Raw genomic sequence first — 17,809 nt, forward strand, 5'->3', positions numbered from 1 at the left:
TCATCATGTATGTTGATAAGAAAAATTGGACTATACAAGTACTATTTTAGGAGAAAAAATATGAATTGATCACGTAAAATTAGTGTGCACACACAGAAGGAGAAATTGGCCATGTTATAGTTGGTGGAATGCCTCATATCTCCGGTGATACGATGTTTGATAAAAAAGAATACATGGAACAACATATGGATGAGATACGAACGATGATACTGTTTGAGCCATGTGGTTGTCCATTCCATTATGATGCTGGTGTTTCTTCTTTTTCTAATTCTTTGCTCCAAATATATCCATTCAAAAAAACCACATATTATTTTTTATAGGAGGTTCTGATTAGACAAGCTGTCAGTTATGTCCTAAGTATGGCTATATTTTTTAGCATTCTTTCATATAATGCATGGCGAAGGAGGAATGTGATTGAATGGAAATGTGACGTATTACTTCGGACACGCATTGACTGGGCAGGGTGTGAAACATTTATATAAAGAGCTGATGGATGAGGCAGAGCTTGTTTATTTTTTACAAGGCGCACCAGCATTTAAAGGATCAGAGCTTTTAAAGGAGCTAGGCTATTTTTATGTGAAGCAGGGCTTTAGTGTTGAATGGTTTAAGCACGCTTTATTAGAGGATATTGTAGAGGCCGTTTATGTGAAGGGCTGCAATAGACTGTTTGTATGGGCATCTGAATGGGCTATTGAGCCGACATTGCTTGGCACAAAGCATCGTGTACTGTCCTTTTATGACTGTTTGGAGGAAGAGCGGCTTGTAAAAAAAGGTGAACAGCTTGCAAATGCAATGCAGGAGCGTGTATCTTGGCGTGAAAAATGCATTGCCACCCTGAATCATGCTATTAAGCTTCATGATAATTGGGAGGTTATTACACAAAGCTGTATGGACTGGAAGGCGTTGGATGAACAAGTGGCAAACTTAAAAACAGAGATATTTCAATCTATCACCTTAAATAAAGCAGGCATCCGCACGCATCGTTTACTAGGAACATTAACACCTAGAGGTGCAGAAAATACAGTGGATAGCATTACCAAAAATATAACGACTAGACTTATGATTAAAGGCAAGCCTGGTACAGGAAAATCTTCTTTAATGAAGGGCTTAGCAGATGAGGCAAATGCAAGAGGACTTGATGCACAAATTATTTGGTGCGGTTTAGACGCAGGATCTGTAGATATGGTGATTATTCCAGAGCTTAATTTCTGTATTTTTGATAGCACAGAGCCTCATGTTTTTGACCCGCAGGATGGTCGATTAGGCGATCGAATATTTGATATTGGTCAGCATTGCGTGTTAACAAAGGAAGTCGAAACAGATATTGAAGCTGTTCGAGCACAATATAAGGAAGCGATGCAGGATGCGATGGGCTATGCGAAGCGCTATGCAGAGGCAGAGCACACAGTACGTCAATTAATAGATCATTGCCTTTTGACATCTCTGTGGCGTGAAAAAACAGCGCCACTATTTGAAAGAGTAACAAAACAATTTAGCTAATGACAGGCTTATGCTAAACTAGGAGCTAGAACAGTTTTCCTAGGAAAGGATGATACGCTTGTCAAAAGTATTAAATGCATTTTTAGATGAAAACCTACAAGCCTTACATGCACAGGGCTTATATAATGAAATTGATCCAGTAGAGGGAGCAAATGGCCCAATTATTCAGGTACGTGGCAAAAATCTTGTAAACCTATCCTCTAACAATTATCTTGGCTTAGCAACAAATGAAGATTTAAAGCGTATTGCCAAAGAAACAATTGATAAATACGGTGTTGGTGCAGGTGCTGTTCGGACAATTAACGGTACACTCGATTTGCATGTAAAATTGGAAGAAAAGCTTGCTGAATTTAAAGGTACAGAAGCAGCAATCTCTTATCAATCAGGCTTTAACTGTAATATGGCAGCCATTTCTGCTGTAATGGATAAAAATGATGCGATTCTTTCAGATCAATTAAACCATGCCTCTATTATTGATGGCTGTCGCTTATCGAAGGCGAAAATCATTGCTTTTAATCATTCTGATATGGATGATTTACGTGCTAAAGCAAAGGCAGCGAAGGAATCAGGCTTATATAATAAAATTATGGTGATTACAGATGGCGTGTTCTCGATGGATGGTGATATTGCTAAATTACCAGAAATCGTGGAAATTGCTAAGGAATTTGATTTAATTACGTATGTGGATGATGCACATGGTTCAGGTGTAACTGGTAAAGGTAAAGGAACTGTAAAGCATTTTGGCTTAGAAAAAGAAATCGACTTCCAAATTGGTACATTGTCAAAAGCCATTGGTGTTGTGGGTGGCTATGTAGCAGGGAAGAAAAATTTAATTGATTGGTTAAAAGTGCGCTCCCGTCCATTTTTATTCTCAACAGCTTTACCGCCAGGGGATGTAGCAGCCATTACAGCAGCTGTTCAAATGCTGATTGACTCTACAGAGCTCCATGATAAGCTGTGGGACAATGGCGATTATTTAAAGGCAGGACTTAAGAAGCTTGGCTTTAATATTGGGGAGTCTGAGACACCAATTACACCATGTATCATTGGGGATGAAAAGCTCACACAGGAATTTTCAAAACGCTTATTCGAAGAGGGCGTTTATGCAAAATCCATTGTTTTCCCAACAGTGCCAAAGGGAACAGGCCGTGTGCGTAATATGCCAACTGCCGCGCACACAAAAGAAATGCTAGATGATGCATTAGCAATTTACGAAAAAGTTGGCCGTGAATTAGGCGTGATTCAATAAGAAAATGGCTTCCTCTTGGATGGGGAAGCTTTTTATGTTTTCTATATTAAGTGTGGAATAATATTTAATAGACAGGAAAGCAGATGTGTGAGATAGGACGTAGAAAGTAGTGAATAGACTAGCAAAAGTAACGGATAGAATGCTAAAAGTAAGGGATAGCTCTCTCAAAGCCCGACCGTGGCTGATAGGAAAGCCGTTGTGCAGGATAGAACTTCAAAAGTGGTGAATAGACTAGCAAAAATGACGGATAGCCCACAGAGAAAGCAATACAAAAGGCTCTCCGACGGATAGAAGAGCCCCTGTGCAGAATAGAACAGCGAAGACCACGGACAACTGCTGGGTAGCCCCGACCACACACAATCACTTACTTAATAATCTCTGCTGCTTTAAGCGCTGCTATTTTTTTATCAGAAATACTTAATGCTTGTAAGACTTCCTCATTATGCTGCCCTAAAGTAGGTGCTGCGCTTGTTAGCTGGCCTGGCGTCCGAGAAAATTTGGCTGGGAAGCCTAGTGTGCGCATAGAGCCAGCAATTGGGTGTTCATAGGATAGGATCATGCCACGTTCTAAAATATGGGGATCATTTAAAGTTTGATCATAGGCATAGATAGGGCTTGATGGTACGCCGTGTTTATCTAAAAGCTCTAGCCAGTAGGAAGCCTTGTGCTGAACTAATTCACTTTCAATTTCTTCCTCCAGCATTTTGACATTTTGTGCACGTAGGTAGTTTGTAGCAAAATATGGGTTTGTGAGCCAATCAGAACGATTGACCACTTTTGTCGCAAAAATTTCCCAGAGCTTTTGATTGCCAGCCCCTACTAAAATATAATCGTCCTGTGTTTTAAAGCCTTGATAAGGGGCAGACACACGATGTGCAGTACCTGTTCGCTCAGGTAACTCACCTTGTCCAAAGTAAGCAGCAGCCTCCCATACAGTCCATGCAAGACCTGACTCCACTAAAGAAACATCAATATATTGCCCTTCACCACTACGAAGCTTATAAATATAAGCCATTAAAATAGATTGCAATGCTGTTTGAGCAGCGGCAATATCATTGACAGCAAATCCAACCTTTACAGGGCGACCATCCGCTTCACCCGTCATATGCATTAAGCCGCTTAGTCCCTGTGCCATAATATCATAGCCACCCTTTTGACTATAAGGACCGGTTTGACCATAGCCTGAAATAGAGCAATAAATAAGGCCAGGGTTGATGACTTTTAATGTGTCATAATCAATGCCCAGTTTTCTTGTAACACCTGGTCGATAGTTTTCCACAAGTACATCAACGGATTGAATTAGCTCTTTAAATAATGCTAATCCTTCATCCGTTTTTAAATTGATACAGACACCTTTTTTATTACGATTGACCATCATATACATATGGCTTTCTTCATTCACGAAAGGTCCCATTGTACGAGTGTCGTCCCCGTTTGGATATTTTTCAATTTTTATAACTTCTGCGCCCATATCCGCCAATACCATTGTGCAGTAAGGGCCTGCTAATACTTGCGATAAATCAACAACCTTTAATCCTTGTAATGCTTGTTTCATTTCCTCTCCGTCCCATCCTGTTTGACTAATGTGATATTGCGTAATGCCTTGACAGAGGTTGCGCCTGCTAATGCAATGGAAACCTTTAATTCATCATAAAGGTTTGTCATTACTTTTTCGACACCTTGTTGTCCAGCAAGTGCTAGTCCATAAACAAATGGGCGACCAATGGCAACAGCATCTGCCCCTAACGCAAGTGCTTTCAAGGCATCCATGCCACGATATACACCACTATCTAAAATAATGGGTACTTGTCCATTTACGGCTTCTACAATGGCAGGTAGTGCATCAAGTGAGCCAACGACGCCGTCTAATTGACGACCGCCATGATTTGACACGATTATACCGTCAACGCCATTAGCAATGGCTTGCTTGGCATCTTCAGGATGTAAAATGCCCTTCAATAAGATAGGAAGATTTGTCCGTCGTTTTAATTCCCGAATATTTTCCCAGCTAAGTGTTGGATGAAAAATATTTTGCAAAACCCCTTTGACATATGATTCAAACGAATCATCAGGCAAGGTAGCCATAAAGACAGGGTCATTGATGTAATTGCCTTTTGCATAGCCTAGCTTGAGCGGTGAAAATTGATTGCGTACATCTTCTTCACGCCAGCCAAGCATGACTGTATCCACAGTTAACACGATAGCCTCAAAGCCAGCCGCCTCTGCTCGTGCTGCCATACTGTAAGCAATCTCTTCATTTGTAGACCAATATAATTGAAACCATTTTGTTGCATCAGGAGCAGCTTGGGCAACTTCCTCCAGTGAACAGGTGGAAACAGTGCTCTGAATATAAGGAATGCGTAAATGATGAGCCGCACCTACAACAGCAAGCTCTCCCTCATCATGAGCCATACCATTCATACCAACAGGGGCAAATAGCAATGGTGTCGGATATGTTTTTCCGAAAAGCTCAATGGATGTATCAATATTGGACACATCAGTTAAAAAGCGCGGAACAATTGAATAGCGTTCAAAGGCTGCACGATTATTGCGCAATGTTTGTTCACCACCAGCCCCTGAACGTATATAGCCAAAAGGTCCAGCCGCTAATTTTTGCGCTGCTGCCTGCTCTAAATCAGCAAAGCTTATAGGGAAGGGGGCTTGGGCATTGATATTTTTTAACAGTAAATCACCATGGGCTGTATTTGTCATTGTTACGACCTCACTTATTTATTGAAAATAGGCTTTCTTTTGTTTAAAAAGGCTTGGATGCCCTCGTTATAATCAGCAGAGCTAAATGAATCTAGCACGATTTGTGCAAGCTCATCATTTTCTTCATTTTCACCATCAACAATGGCTTGAATAATTTTTTTAATGCCCGCATTGGCAACAGAGGATTTACTTAATAAATGTTCAGCAAATTGCAGTGTAGCACGTTCAATTTCCCCTGGCTCATGCACAGCCGTAATTAAGCCAATATCTTGTCCTTCCTGTGCTGTAAAAAGGTTGGCTGTATATAAAATTTCCTTTGCCTTAGCGACACCAACAATATTGATAAGGCGTTTTGTGCTTTCCAGATTATAAACAATGCCGATATTGGCAGCAGTAATGCCAAGCTTACTTTTTGGTGTAGCAATTCTAAAGTCGCAGGCATTTGCCAGCTCCAAACCACCGCCAATGGCTAAGCCTTGAATCATAGCAATCGAAGGATGTGGAAATTTATAAAGAGCATCAATAGTCTTTAAAGCTAAGTCATTATAGGCTTTGGCATTGTCTGCCGCGTAGCGAATATCTAAAAACTCACTAATATCTGCACCTGATGAAAAGGCAACCTCATTGATACCACGAACAATTAATAGCTTGATCGTCTCGTCTTTCTGTAATTGTTCAAGCTCCTCTAAGATCGCCTGAAACATAGACCTTGATAAAGAATTTCGTTTGTCAGGACGGTTTAATATCAATGTTGCGATATAGCCACTTTTTTCTATATAAATTTCCTTAGTCATGATGGTCCTCCTAGTCTTTCTTTAATTTTGCAGCAAAGCGATTACCAATGGATTGAATGCTTTGCACAAGGATAATTAAAATAAATACGGTTGCATACATGACATCAACCTCATAACGCAAATGTCCATAACGATAGGCAAGGTCACCCAAGCCACCAGCGCCGACCATACCAGCCATCGCTGTTGCACCAATTAGTCCAATTGTTGCGATTGTTAAGCCTAAAATAATAGATGGACGTGCTTCGCGTAATAGCACATGCCAAATGATTTGACGGCGTTTAATGCCCATTGCAGTATAAGCTTCTACAACTCCTGGATCAACTTCTAATAATGCTGACTCCATAAGGCGTGCAATATAAGGGGCTGTATAAACAACGAGAGGTACAATAACGCCTTTGACACCAATTGTTGTACCAACGATTAGCTTTGTAAAAGGTAGGATAAAGAATAACAAGATAATAAAAGGTACAGAACGTACAATATTAATTAATAGGTTGAAAAATTGATAGAGAAATTTATTTTCAAAGGATTGTCCAGGTCGTGTTAAAACAATTAAAAGCCCTAGTGGAATACCGATTAAAATAGAAAAGAACAAGGAAATTCCAACCATTTGGAATGTTTCGATAATAGCTTTTATAATTACATCTGACCAATCCGTAAAAAAGCTTTGAATACTATTCATTAGACGCACCTCCTAATTCTTCGACAGCAACACCGTTTTCCGTAAAATATGTTAGCGCTTTTTGCACAAGCTGGGACTCTCCGTGTAAATGCACCACGATATTACCAACAATACCATTTTTTAATTCAATAATATTGGCTGTTAAAATATTTGGCTGCACATCATAGATTTTGCTAACTTCGGCTAATAAAGGCTTCCCCGTACTCTCGCCAAGGAATGTTAAACGAATCACGCTCCCAGAAACATTCAATTGCTCAATAAGAGAAGGTGATAAGTTACGTTGCGAAATAGTGTTTAAAAATTTTCTTGTGGTTGGATGCTGAGGCTTTGCAAAAAGCTCAATAGCTGTACCAAATTCTACAACCTTGCCTGATTCTAAGACAGAAACCTCATCACAAATTTTTTGAATCACATTCATTTCATGGGTAATGAGTAAAATAGTAATACCTAATTCTCGATTTATTTTTAATAAGAGTGCAAGTATTGCCTCTGTTGTTTCAGGATCAAGCGCACTTGTAGCTTCATCGCTTAGTAAAATTTCTGGCTCCTGCGCTAAGGCACGTGCAATGGCCACACGCTGCTTTTGACCACCTGAAAGCTGATTAGGGTAGCTATCTAATTTCTCTGTTAAACCAACGATTTCCGCATATTTCGCGACACGATTTTTAACTTCCGCATCATTATAGCCAAGCAGTTTTAAGGGAACGGCAATATTATTATAAACAGTAGCTGTTTTTAAAAGATTAAAGTGCTGGAAAATCATCCCGATTTTTTGGCGAGTTTGCCGTAATTCATGAAGGGGAAGGGCAGTGATGTCTATATTGTCAATTAGGACTCTACCTGCTGTGGGGCGCTCTAGCAAATTGACACAGCGAATAAGGGTACTTTTACCAGCGCCGCTATAGCCAATCACACCATGAATTTGTCCCTTTTTTACAGAAAGATTGATGCCATCAACGGCTTTCACAACACCTTTTTTGGATTTATATTCTTTTGAGATATTTTGTAATTGAATCATATGATGATTGCTCCTTTTTCTACCTCTAAAAAGTAAGAATCTGCCTGTCCTCATATGAGAAGCCTCAGCAGATTCTTAGATTTATAGAAGCATCCTGAATAATTACCAGCTTGGGATTACAGAACCTTGGAATTCTTCTTCAATGAATGCACGTACTTCATCAGATTGATAAGCCTCAACAAACTTTTTAATTGTTGGGTCATTTTCATTTTCAGCACGTACTACAATGTAATTCACGTATGGTGAGTCAGTAGATTCTAATAGAATAGAGTCTTCTTTAGGATTAATGCCAGCTTCTAGTGCAAAGTTTGTATTAATCGCTGCTACATCTACTTCACTAAGCTGCTTAGGAATTTGTGCTGCCTCTAACTCAATAAATTTTAAATTCTTTGTATTTTCCTCTACATCACGAATAGAGGCTGTTAAGTCTGCACCATCTTTTAATTTAATATAGCCTGCTTCTTGCAGTACAAAAAGGGCACGAGCACCATTTGTCGGGTCATTTGGCAGACCAAATGTTGCACCGTCTGGAATCTCATCAAAGGATTTATATTTTTCAGAGTACACACCCATTGGATTTAAAATCGTTTTACCAACTGGTACTAAATCTGTATCATGATCTTTATTAAATGTATCAAGGAAAGGCTCATGCTGATAGCTGTTTGCATCAAGATCACCTTCAGCTAGGGCTGTATTTGGTAAAACATAATCTGAAAATGATTTAAGTTCAACCTCTAAGCCATTTTCCTTAGCGACCTTCGCTGCTACCTCTGCAATTTGCTCATGCGGGCCAGAAGTAACGCCTACAACAATTTTATTTTCATCAATTGCCTTGCCCTGCTCCTTACTTTCCTCTTTTGAACCACAGCCTGCTAATGCTGCTGCTAGTGTAAGACTTGCTAAACCTAGTAAAAATTTATTTTTCATGAAAAACTACCCCCAAAAATGTTTTATCGGCTTTGGAAAATAAAAAAACTCTCTTACAAATTAAGAGAGGCTCATGAAAAATGTCCTCTCTTATCTATCAAACATCATCTGTTTGCAGGATTTAGCACCTTCCAAAAAGGAGGTTGCCGAGCTTCATTGGGCCAGTCCCTCAGCTACTCTTGATAAGAGATTTATGATATTTTTATAATTCCGATAGAACTAATATAAATTATAGGGTATAGTAAGTCAATAAATATTTTAAATATTTTTAACCTTATGCAAAAGAAAGAGGGAGAGCAATGTCAGTACGCATTCAATATGGAACGGGTTCATTTGGAAAAGTTATCAGTGCCCGTCTTTTAATGGGAACAGATATCATTGAGGGAATTGAGGCGCTTTGTGCTGAGCAGAATATCGAATCAGCAACGATTGTTAGCTGTATTGGTAGCTTTCAAAAAAGCAGCTTTGTCTATTTAGTGCCTGATGACACCTCTAGCATTAAAGTGTGCTTTAGTGATGTCATAGAAAAAGAAGGTCCACTTGAATTTATCCAAGGCTCAGGCGTCGTCTGTAAACGTGATGGGGCATATGAAACACATTTTCATGGTTCAATGAGCGATCAATGGGGCAATGTATCAGGTGGTCATTTTATCAAAGGTGGAAATATCGTGATTACGGCTGATATAGTGCTGGCAGAGGTGCAAGGCATTCAGCATATGAGAAAGTTTGATGAGGAAACAGGGCATGTTCAATTTTATCCATTAGAGCAAGGGTTAGCACAGCCGAGGAAAATTGAAAAATAATAGTCCTGCAGCGTCACCCAGCTACAGGACAAGGCAGTGCTATATATTAAAGAGTTGTAGCTTTTCAATTCTGTGAATTGCTTCACGTAAGCGTTCCTCGCTAACGAGTAAGCCAACGCGCACATAGCCCTCGCCATATTGTCCAAAGCCATTGCCTGCTGCAACAGCAATATCCGCTTTTTCAAGCAATAAATCAGCGAATTGCTCGCTTGTATAGCCGAATGGTACAGGCAGCCATGCAAAGAAGGAGCCCTTTGGCGCGGTTACCTGCCAGCCAATACGGTGAGCTTCTTCAATCAGCACATTTCGCCGACGTTCATAGGTAGCTCTTAGTTCCTCCGCACATGCTTGAGAGGCTGTCAGTGCTACTGCGGCAGCCTGCTGAACAGCGGGGAATTGGCTACAAAATAAATGGTCTTGAATCAGATTAATGGCAGCGATTATATCGGCATGACCAACTGCAAAGCCTATACGCCAGCCTGCCATATTGTAAGTTTTGGATAACGTATACATTTCAATACCAACTTCTTTTGCGCCTTCTGCCTGTAAGAAGCTAACAGGCTTGTTGCCATCGAAGCCGATTGCACCATAAGCAAAATCATGCGACACGACGATATTATGCTCTTTGGCAAAGCGTACCGTTTCCTCAAAAAATTCAAGTGTTGCCGTACCACCTGTAGGATTGTTTGGATAATTTAAGTAAAGTAATTTTGCCTTTTCCTTTACTTCCTCAGATAGGGCATGATAATCAGGCAAGAAATTATTTTCAGCAAAAAGTGGCATCACTTCAAAATTTACATCGCCTAATACCGTGCCAGATAAGTAATCTGGATAGCCTGGGTCTGGTAAAAGCATTGTATCACCAGGATTTAACACCGCTAAAGGTAGCTCTACCAGCCCGATTTTTGTGCCACCAAGGATAGCTACTTCTGTGTCTGGATTAATATCCACCTGGTATTCACGCTGATAAAAGTCTGCCGCAGCTTGACGTAATTCAGCAATACCACGAAATGGCGAATATTTGTGATTTTGAGGATTTTCAGCAGCCTCCTGTAATGCTTGAATAATATGAGGCGGTGTTGGCTGGTCAGGATTTCCTTGTCCAAGATTAATAATATCGCGCCCTTCTTCCAGCGCAGCATTTACTTTTTGCACAAGTGCTGCAAAAAATTGTGTAGGTAGCTGTTGAAGCTTTTTAGAAAATTCCATATAGGTTCACCTTTTTCAGAATATAATAATTATTGTTAAAGAATATGTTGCCAATACTATTATTTTTTTCGTGAATTGTCTAGTCTTTATTATTACTATTAATGGTTAGTTATAGATAGATTACTTGGAAGATAAGTACATATAGTATAATGAAAACTATGAAAATTTAGTTATCTATTTAGAGGAGGAATCGGCATGAAAATCGGTTGTATTCAATTAAATGTTGGCTTTGGCAAGGTGGAGGAAAATTTTGTGCGCGCTGAAGAAAAGATTCGCGAAGTCGCACAGCGGGGGGCAGAGATTGTTGTATTGCCTGAAATGTGGAATACGGGCTATGCATTGGAGAAGCTACCTGAGCTAGCGGATGTGAATGGAGAGCGGACAAAGGCATTTTTGGCAAATTTATCGAAAGAGCTTGCTATACATATTGTTGGTGGCTCTGTATCAACAAAAAAAGGCGATAAATTTTATAATACAATGTATATATTTGATAAAAATGGTGAGCTAGTTGGTGAATATAGCAAGGCACATCTTTTCCGTTTAATGGATGAGCATCTTTATTTAGAGGCAGGAGATGAGATGAATCGCTTTGCCCTTGGTGACCTTGAGGCTGCTGGTGTGATTTGCTACGATATTCGTTTCCCTGAATGGCTACGTGCACATGCATTACAAGGGGCAAAGGTGTTATTTGTACCTGCACAATGGCCAACGCCTCGAATTGATCATTGGAAAACGTTGCTGCAAGCACGTGCCATTGAAAATCAATGCTTTGTGATTGCGGTGAATCGTATTGCGAAAAAGGTAGAAAATTTTAATGGACAATCAATGATTATTCAGCCATGGGGCGAGGTACTATGGACAGGCGCAGAGGATGAGGAAGTGGCTGTCATTGATGTAGACTTTTCCATTGTTGATGAAGTACGTAACAGAATTCCAGTATACGATGACCGTAGACCAACACTCTATGATGGTATTCTTCAAAAATAACTTATGGAAGGCTATTTAGCTAAGAGAGCAGATAGCCTTTCTTCATTTGAAAATAGACGATAGAAAGGAATACTACCAATCCTATGACTGAATTTTTATTAACAATTGAATCGGTAATGACGAGAAAGCATTTTGAGAAGGCGAAGGTCGTCGCAGGACATGGGAACCTTCAACGTTATGTAAAATGGGTGCATATATTAGAATCTTTAGATATTGAACCATTTGTAAAGGGAGGAGAGTTAATTTTAACGACAGGTATTCCGATTGCACGAGGTGAAGAGGTTTTTATTGATTTTATAAAAAAACTTTCTCAATTGGATGCAGCAGGTCTTTGTGTGGAATTAGGGAAGCATATTGAGCGTATTCCAGATAGCGTTATACAGTGTGCGAATGCGTTAGCCTTTCCTATTGTTACTTTTACAAATGTTGTACCGTTCGTTGAAATTACACAAGATCTCCATAAACTACTGATTAATCAGCAATATGAGCTACTTCAGCATTTAGAGTCCTATGCGCAGGATTTACATAAGCTGGCATTATATGCGACAAATTATGAGCAATTACTAATGAGGATGCATAAGTATTTAAACGTATCGATTGCTTTTGAATTAAAGGGAGAAGACATTCTATATATTCCTAATACACAACAAACACTATTTCATCATTTAAGGCAGACAGCTCCTAGTGACACAGAGCATTTTCTATCAAAGGATATTTATTTATTACAGCAAAAATATGGCACCATTTATATCTATTCTGTCAATCGTATTTTAACGGAGCTAGATACGTTAATTTTAGATCGTACAAGTGTAGCTTTGGCGAATTATTTATTAAGAGATTTATATATTGATGAAAAACAAGGCAATGAAAATCGACTGATTTTGACACAATGGCTGCACAATGAGCTAACAGTGCAGGATATCCAATTATTTTTGGAGGACTATGCGCCGAAAACAATCAAGTGTTCATGGATTGTGATGATACAGCGTATTACGAGGTTCAATAAAAATCAAAATCTAACGTACCATAAATTGTTTATACATAATATTTTAGAGAAATATGGATTCTTTTCTTGTACAGTTGAAGAAAATCGAGAGTTAATTTTTATAATAGCGGATATGTGGGGGAAAAATGATTATAAGCAACGGCTTGAAGCGGTTGTAAGGGAAATGAATGAGAAAAGCCAAGAGGATATGCCAAATATTTTAGGCTTTGGTCATTATGTCAACAGCCTACAAGATGTATTTAGAAGCTATGAAACGGCTAAAAATACAATTTTTATTCGTAAGCATAATAAAAAGCTTTCTTATTTTTTTGATGACCTGCCATTACAGCATATGCTTTTACAATTGCGGAAGGATAAGGTCTTTTTAGATGTTGCAAGACAATATTTGTCCCCCTTATTTGAATATGATCAGCAATTTAATGGCCAACTAGTGCGCACATTAACGAAATATTTAGAAATGAATGGCTTAAAAAAGGAAACGGCGCAGGAATTATTTATTGTACGGCAAACACTATACCATCGTTTGGAGAAAATTGAATCGATTATTGGCAAGGATTTTATGAAGGGGGATCAGCGCTTAGCGATAGAGCTTATGTTGCGCCTTATTGATGAATAGTATAGCAGAAAAAGGGTGTTTCAAATGTTTATTTGAAGCGCCTTTTTTTATAGACTTGCCATTTTGTTATATGTTTGATCTAAATGATCTTACACTTTGACTAATGAAAGCCCTTCCACTTTCATGCATACTAAATGTACCAACTAATACAGGGAGGTACGATGAATATGAAAAATGCAACAGATTTTGATTGGCGTACAAAGGATGAACAATTTGTTTGGCATGCAATGAGTCCATATAATCCTCAAAATACAATGATTATCGAAAAATCAGAAGGGGTTTGGGTAACTGATATTGATGGCAACCGTTATTTAGATGCGATGGCAGGTTTATGGTGTGTCAATGTTGGCTATGGTCGCGAAGAAATTGCAAAGGCTGCTTACAATCAGCTTGTGCAAAACTGCTATACACCACTTTCCTATAGTCATACTTCTGCGATTTTATTGAGTGAAAAAATTAGTGAGTTGCTTGGTGGCGACTATGTTATTTTCTATTCAAACAGCGGCTCTGAGGCCAATGAGGTAGCCTTTAAAATTGCTCGTCAATACCATAAACAAACAGGGCAGCATGAGCGTACAAAAATCATTTCACGCTACCGTGCGTATCATGGTAATACGAGTGCCTCACTTGCAGCAACAGGACAGGCACAGCGTAAATTTAAGTATGAGGGATTAGCTCCTGGCTTCCTGCATGTGACACCGCCTGATATGTATCGTTCTCCGGAGGAAGCGGAAAATCCAATTGATTTGCCTTCTGTTCAAGAAGTAGACCGTACCATGACATGGGAGCTATCTGAAACAATTGCAGCAATGATTATGGAGCCAATTATTACAGGTGGTGGCGTACTTGTACCAAATGATCAATATTTAAAAGGTATTCGTGAAGTTTGTGATAAGCATGGCGCACTGATGATTGTAGACGAGGTAATTTGTGGTTTGGGTCGTACAGGCAAGGCATTTGGTTTCCAAAATTATGGTGTGCAGCCTGATATTATTACAATGGCAAAGGGCTTAACAAGTGCCTATATGCCACTATCAGCAACAGCTGTAAAGCGTGAAATTTATGAAGCATTTATGGCAGCAGGTGATTATGAGTTTTTACGCCATGTCAATACATTTGGAGGCTCTCCTGCTGCGTGTGCCGTTGCATTGAAGAACATTGAAATTATGGAGCGCGAGCAATTATTTACTCGCTCTGAGGAAATGGGCGCTATTTTATTCGAGGAGCTAACAGAGCGCTTAGCGAACCATCCGCATGTTGGTAATATTCGTGGTAAAGGCTTACTAGTAGGAATTGAGCTTGTTGAAGATAAGCAGACAAAAAAACCTGTTGATATTTCGTATACAAATGCAATTATTGCTGCTTGTAAAAAGCAAGGTGTCATTATTGGGAAAAATGGTACAACGACAGCAGGCTTTAATAATGTACTAACATTATCACCACCACTTACGTTAACAATTGAAGAGAAAAATACAATTGTCGAAGCATTGGCAAATGCTTTTGCACAGCATCAATAGGAGGAAAGAACATGCGTATTGGTATTCCAAAAGAAATTAAAGTATTAGAAAATCGTGTCGCAATTACTCCAGCAGGTGTGGTATCACTTGTAACGGCTGGACATGAGGTTGTTATTGAAACAAATGCAGGAGCTGGCTCTAGCTTTACGGATGCGTTATATACAGAAGCAGGCGCTACGATTGTTGCTACTGCTCGTGAAGCATGGAATGTTGATATGGTATTAAAGGTAAAAGAGCCAATTGTATCAGAATACCAATATTTCCGTGATGGTCTTATTTTATTCACTTATTTGCATTTAGCGGCAGATGAGGAATTAACAAAGGCGTTGATTGAGAAAAATGTTACGGCAATTGCCTATGAAACAGTACAATTACCAGACCGTTCATTACCACTGCTATCACCGATGAGTGAGGTTGCAGGACGTATGGCTACACAAATTGGTGCGCAGTATTTAGAGAAAATTAATGGCGGTAAAGGTATTTTATTGGGCGGTGTTTCTGGTGTTGAGCGTGGGAAAGTCGCGATTATTGGTGGTGGTATGGCTGGGGAAAATGCAGCACAAATCGCTATCGGTATGGGAGCACAAGTCACAATTTTAGATATTAATCCTGTTCGTCTTCGTCAGCTTGAAGCACAATTTGGTCGCAGTATTCAAACATTGATTTCAAATCCATTTAATATTGCGAAAGCAGTAGCAGAGGCAGACTTAGTTGTTGGAGCGGTATTGATCCCAGGAGCAAAAGCACCGAAGCTAGTAACAGAGGCAATGGTTCAGGCAATGCAGCCAGGCTCGGTATTGGTAGATGTGGCGATAGATCAAGGTGGTATTTTTGAATCTTCAGATCGTGTGACAACCCATGAGGACCCGATCTATGTGAAACATGGTGTTGTTCATTACGCAGTTGGTAATATGCCTGGAGCTGTTCCACGCACATCTACAATTGCCTTAACAAATAACACAATTCCATATGCATTATTGCTTGCCAATGTAGGCGTTGAAGCGGCTATTGCACAGAATAAGCCATTGGTGCTAGGCTTGAATGTCTACCGAGGTCAAATTGTTTATGAGCAAGTAGCCATTGCGCATAACTTGCCTTATAACCCATTACAAACACTTGTAACAGTTTAGGAGGAGTTCAATAATGACAGAATTAGTTTCAGTGAAAGAGTTGACACATTTTATTAATGGTGAAGCGGTAGCGGGTACGAGTGGTCGCTTTGGAGATGTTTATAATCCATCAACCGGTGAGGTGATTGCGAAAGTACCTTTAGCGACAAAAGAGGAAACTCAACATGCAATTGCGACAGCACAGGCAGCTTTCCCTGCTTGGCGTGATTTATCAGTAGCAAGACGTGCGCAAGTCATCCTACAATTCCGTAACTTACTTGAGGAAAACAAAGAGAAATTAATTGATATTATTTGTTCAGAGAGCGGTAAAACTGTCGAGGATGCAAAAGGAGAGGTTACACGCGGTCTGGAATCAGTGGACCTTGCCATCGGTGCTCCGCATTTAGTGAAGGGTGAGTACTCTGTTAATGTTGGTGGCGGGATTAATGCTTATTCCGCAAAATATCCGCTTGGCGTTGTGGCAGCCATTTCTCCATTTAACTTCCCAATTATGGTGCCTCTTGCGCAAACCAGTATGGCGATTGCGGTGGGCAATGCAGTGATTTTAAAAGCATCCGAAAAGGTGCCAATGACAGCCTTATTTGTCAGTGAGCTTTGGAAGCAAGCAGGCTTACCAGATGGTATTTGGACGGTTGTGAATGGCGATAAAGACGCGGTTAATGAGCTGTTAGAGAACCCTGCTGTTCAAGCAATTTCCTTTGTAGGCTCTACACCTGTAGCAAAATATATTTATGAAACAGGTGCGAAATACGGCAAGCGTGTCACAGCACTTGGTGGTGGTAAAAATAATATGGTCGTAATGCCAGATGCCGACTTAGAACAAGTAGCAAGTGCCTTTATCGGTGCGGCATATGGCGCAGCGTCACAGCGCTGTATGGCGATTTCCACACTGATTGCGGTTGGCGAAGATACAGCAGAGCGCATTGTAGCAATTTTAAAGCAAAAAATTGATGCTTTAAAAGTAGGCGTGTATACAAATCCTGAAACAGACTTTGGTCCTGTGATTTCACAGCAATCAAAGGAGCAAGTACTGGCTGCCATTAATCGTGGCGAGCAAGAAGGGGCTGTTGTTGTATGTGACGGTCGTGAAGCAGAGATTACGAAAAACTCAAACGGCTTCTTCCTTGCACCAACATTACTAGACCATGTGAAACCAGGAATGGAAATTTATGAGCAGGAAGTTTTTGGCCCTGTGCGTAATGTTGTACGTGTCAATTCATTAGATGAAGCTATTACCTTAATCAACAGTCATGAATTAGCGAATGGTGTAACAATATTTACAAATGATGGTCTTGCATCTCGTAAGTTTACGACAGAAATTGACGTAGGTATGGTGGGTGTGAATGTTCCAATTCCAATTCCAGTTGGCTACTATAATTTTGCAGGCTTTAAAGGCTCGCGCTTTGGTGAGGGGCATATGTTTGGTCCTGACCAAGCACGTTTCTTTACAAAAACAAAGACGATTTCAGAGCGCTGGTTATCACCTGCTGAAAATACAGGATCAACGTTTGCATTCCCAAGTAATAATTCATAGATAAAGTAAAATAAAACTACGCAGAAAATGTCAATTTTCTGTGTAGTTTTTCTTTTGAAAACGACAAAGTAATGAATAACAATTATGTTTAATGTATTATTTTTGCTTATATAATCAACAATATG

At 39.7% G+C, this 17,809-nt stretch carries 15 protein-coding genes and 1 riboswitch; of the genes, 8 read left to right on the forward strand and 7 right to left on the reverse strand.

What is annotated here, in order from left to right:
* Positions 1–414 precede the first annotated feature (414 nt).
* Both MHB44_RS02835 and MHB44_RS02840 read left to right on the forward strand, forming a co-directional pair.
* The gene (locus tag MHB44_RS02835) at positions 415–1,500 is read left to right on the forward strand and encodes a nucleotide kinase (protein ID WP_341301511.1); all 1,086 of its coding nucleotides are present in this window, start codon (positions 415–417) and stop codon (positions 1,498–1,500) included.
* Positions 1,501–1,549: 49 nt separating this feature from the next.
* Positions 1,550–2,749, forward strand: a complete 1,200-nt coding sequence (locus tag MHB44_RS02840) for a glycine C-acetyltransferase (protein ID WP_341301512.1) — start codon at positions 1,550–1,552, stop codon at positions 2,747–2,749.
* Positions 2,750–3,113: 364 nt separating this feature from the next.
* Here MHB44_RS02840 and MHB44_RS02845 read toward each other — a convergent pair whose 3' ends face one another.
* From MHB44_RS02845 to MHB44_RS02870, 6 genes are all read right to left on the reverse strand, one after another.
* Positions 3,114–4,304 carry a CoA transferase gene (locus MHB44_RS02845; protein WP_341301513.1) on the reverse strand — a complete coding sequence of 397 codons (1,191 nt, stop codon included), beginning with the start codon at positions 4,302–4,304 and terminating at the stop codon, positions 3,114–3,116.
* Entirely contained in the window at positions 4,301–5,461 is a 1,161-nt protein-coding gene (locus tag MHB44_RS02850) for an alpha-hydroxy acid oxidase (protein ID WP_341301514.1), read from the reverse strand. The genes MHB44_RS02845 and MHB44_RS02850 overlap by 4 nt, the downstream gene beginning before the upstream one ends.
* A 14-nt stretch (positions 5,462–5,475) precedes the next feature.
* Positions 5,476–6,255, reverse strand: a complete 780-nt coding sequence (locus MHB44_RS02855) for an enoyl-CoA hydratase-related protein (RefSeq protein WP_341301515.1) — start codon at positions 6,253–6,255, stop codon at positions 5,476–5,478.
* 10 nt (positions 6,256–6,265) lie between these two features.
* Positions 6,266–6,937 (reverse strand): methionine ABC transporter permease, encoded by a 672-nt coding sequence (locus MHB44_RS02860; RefSeq protein WP_341301516.1) that lies wholly within the window; start codon positions 6,935–6,937, stop codon positions 6,266–6,268.
* Entirely contained in the window at positions 6,930–7,955 is a 1,026-nt protein-coding gene (locus MHB44_RS02865) for an ATP-binding cassette domain-containing protein (RefSeq protein ID WP_341301517.1), read from the reverse strand. Before MHB44_RS02865 ends, MHB44_RS02860 begins: the two co-directional genes overlap by 8 nt.
* Before the next feature lie 102 nt (positions 7,956–8,057).
* Entirely contained in the window at positions 8,058–8,882 is an 825-nt protein-coding gene (locus MHB44_RS02870; protein WP_341301518.1) for a MetQ/NlpA family ABC transporter substrate-binding protein, read from the reverse strand.
* A gap of 87 nt (positions 8,883–8,969) precedes the next feature.
* Positions 8,970–9,071: riboswitch (SAM riboswitch) on the reverse strand.
* 110 nt (positions 9,072–9,181) lie between these two features.
* On the opposite strand from MHB44_RS02870, the gene MHB44_RS02875 reads away from it, so the two are divergent.
* Positions 9,182–9,685, forward strand: coding sequence for a PPC domain-containing DNA-binding protein (locus tag MHB44_RS02875; protein WP_341301519.1), 504 nt, complete (start codon positions 9,182–9,184; stop codon positions 9,683–9,685).
* Positions 9,686–9,724: 39 nt separating this feature from the next.
* Here the strand turns inward: MHB44_RS02875 and MHB44_RS02880 are convergent, their stop codons facing one another.
* Positions 9,725–10,894 carry a pyridoxal phosphate-dependent aminotransferase gene (locus MHB44_RS02880; protein WP_341301520.1) on the reverse strand — a complete coding sequence of 390 codons (1,170 nt, stop codon included), beginning with the start codon at positions 10,892–10,894 and terminating at the stop codon, positions 9,725–9,727.
* 195 nt (positions 10,895–11,089) lie between these two features.
* On the opposite strand from MHB44_RS02880, the gene MHB44_RS02885 reads away from it, so the two are divergent.
* The 5 genes from MHB44_RS02885 (at position 11,090) to MHB44_RS02905 (ending at position 17,684) form a co-directional block, all read left to right on the forward strand.
* Complete coding sequence (locus MHB44_RS02885; protein ID WP_341301521.1) at positions 11,090–11,881, forward strand: carbon-nitrogen family hydrolase; 792 nt, start codon at positions 11,090–11,092, stop codon at positions 11,879–11,881.
* Between the two features lie 83 nt (positions 11,882–11,964).
* Entirely contained in the window at positions 11,965–13,503 is a 1,539-nt protein-coding gene (locus tag MHB44_RS02890) for a PucR family transcriptional regulator ligand-binding domain-containing protein (protein WP_341301522.1), read from the forward strand.
* Between the two features lie 167 nt (positions 13,504–13,670).
* The gene (locus tag MHB44_RS02895) at positions 13,671–15,020 is read left to right on the forward strand and encodes an aspartate aminotransferase family protein (RefSeq protein WP_341301523.1); all 1,350 of its coding nucleotides are present in this window, start codon (positions 13,671–13,673) and stop codon (positions 15,018–15,020) included.
* 11 nt (positions 15,021–15,031) lie between these two features.
* Entirely contained in the window at positions 15,032–16,150 is a 1,119-nt protein-coding gene (gene ald, locus MHB44_RS02900) for an alanine dehydrogenase (RefSeq protein ID WP_341301524.1), read from the forward strand.
* A gap of 13 nt (positions 16,151–16,163) precedes the next feature.
* On the forward strand, positions 16,164–17,684 hold the full coding sequence (locus MHB44_RS02905; protein ID WP_341301525.1) for a CoA-acylating methylmalonate-semialdehyde dehydrogenase: 1,521 nt from the start codon (positions 16,164–16,166) through the stop codon (positions 17,682–17,684).
* Positions 17,685–17,809 lie beyond the last annotated feature (125 nt).

It is taken from the genome of Lysinibacillus sp. FSL H8-0500, assembly GCF_038051955.1.
In the GTDB taxonomy this organism is placed as follows: domain Bacteria; phylum Bacillota; class Bacilli; order Bacillales_A; family Planococcaceae; genus Lysinibacillus; species Lysinibacillus macroides.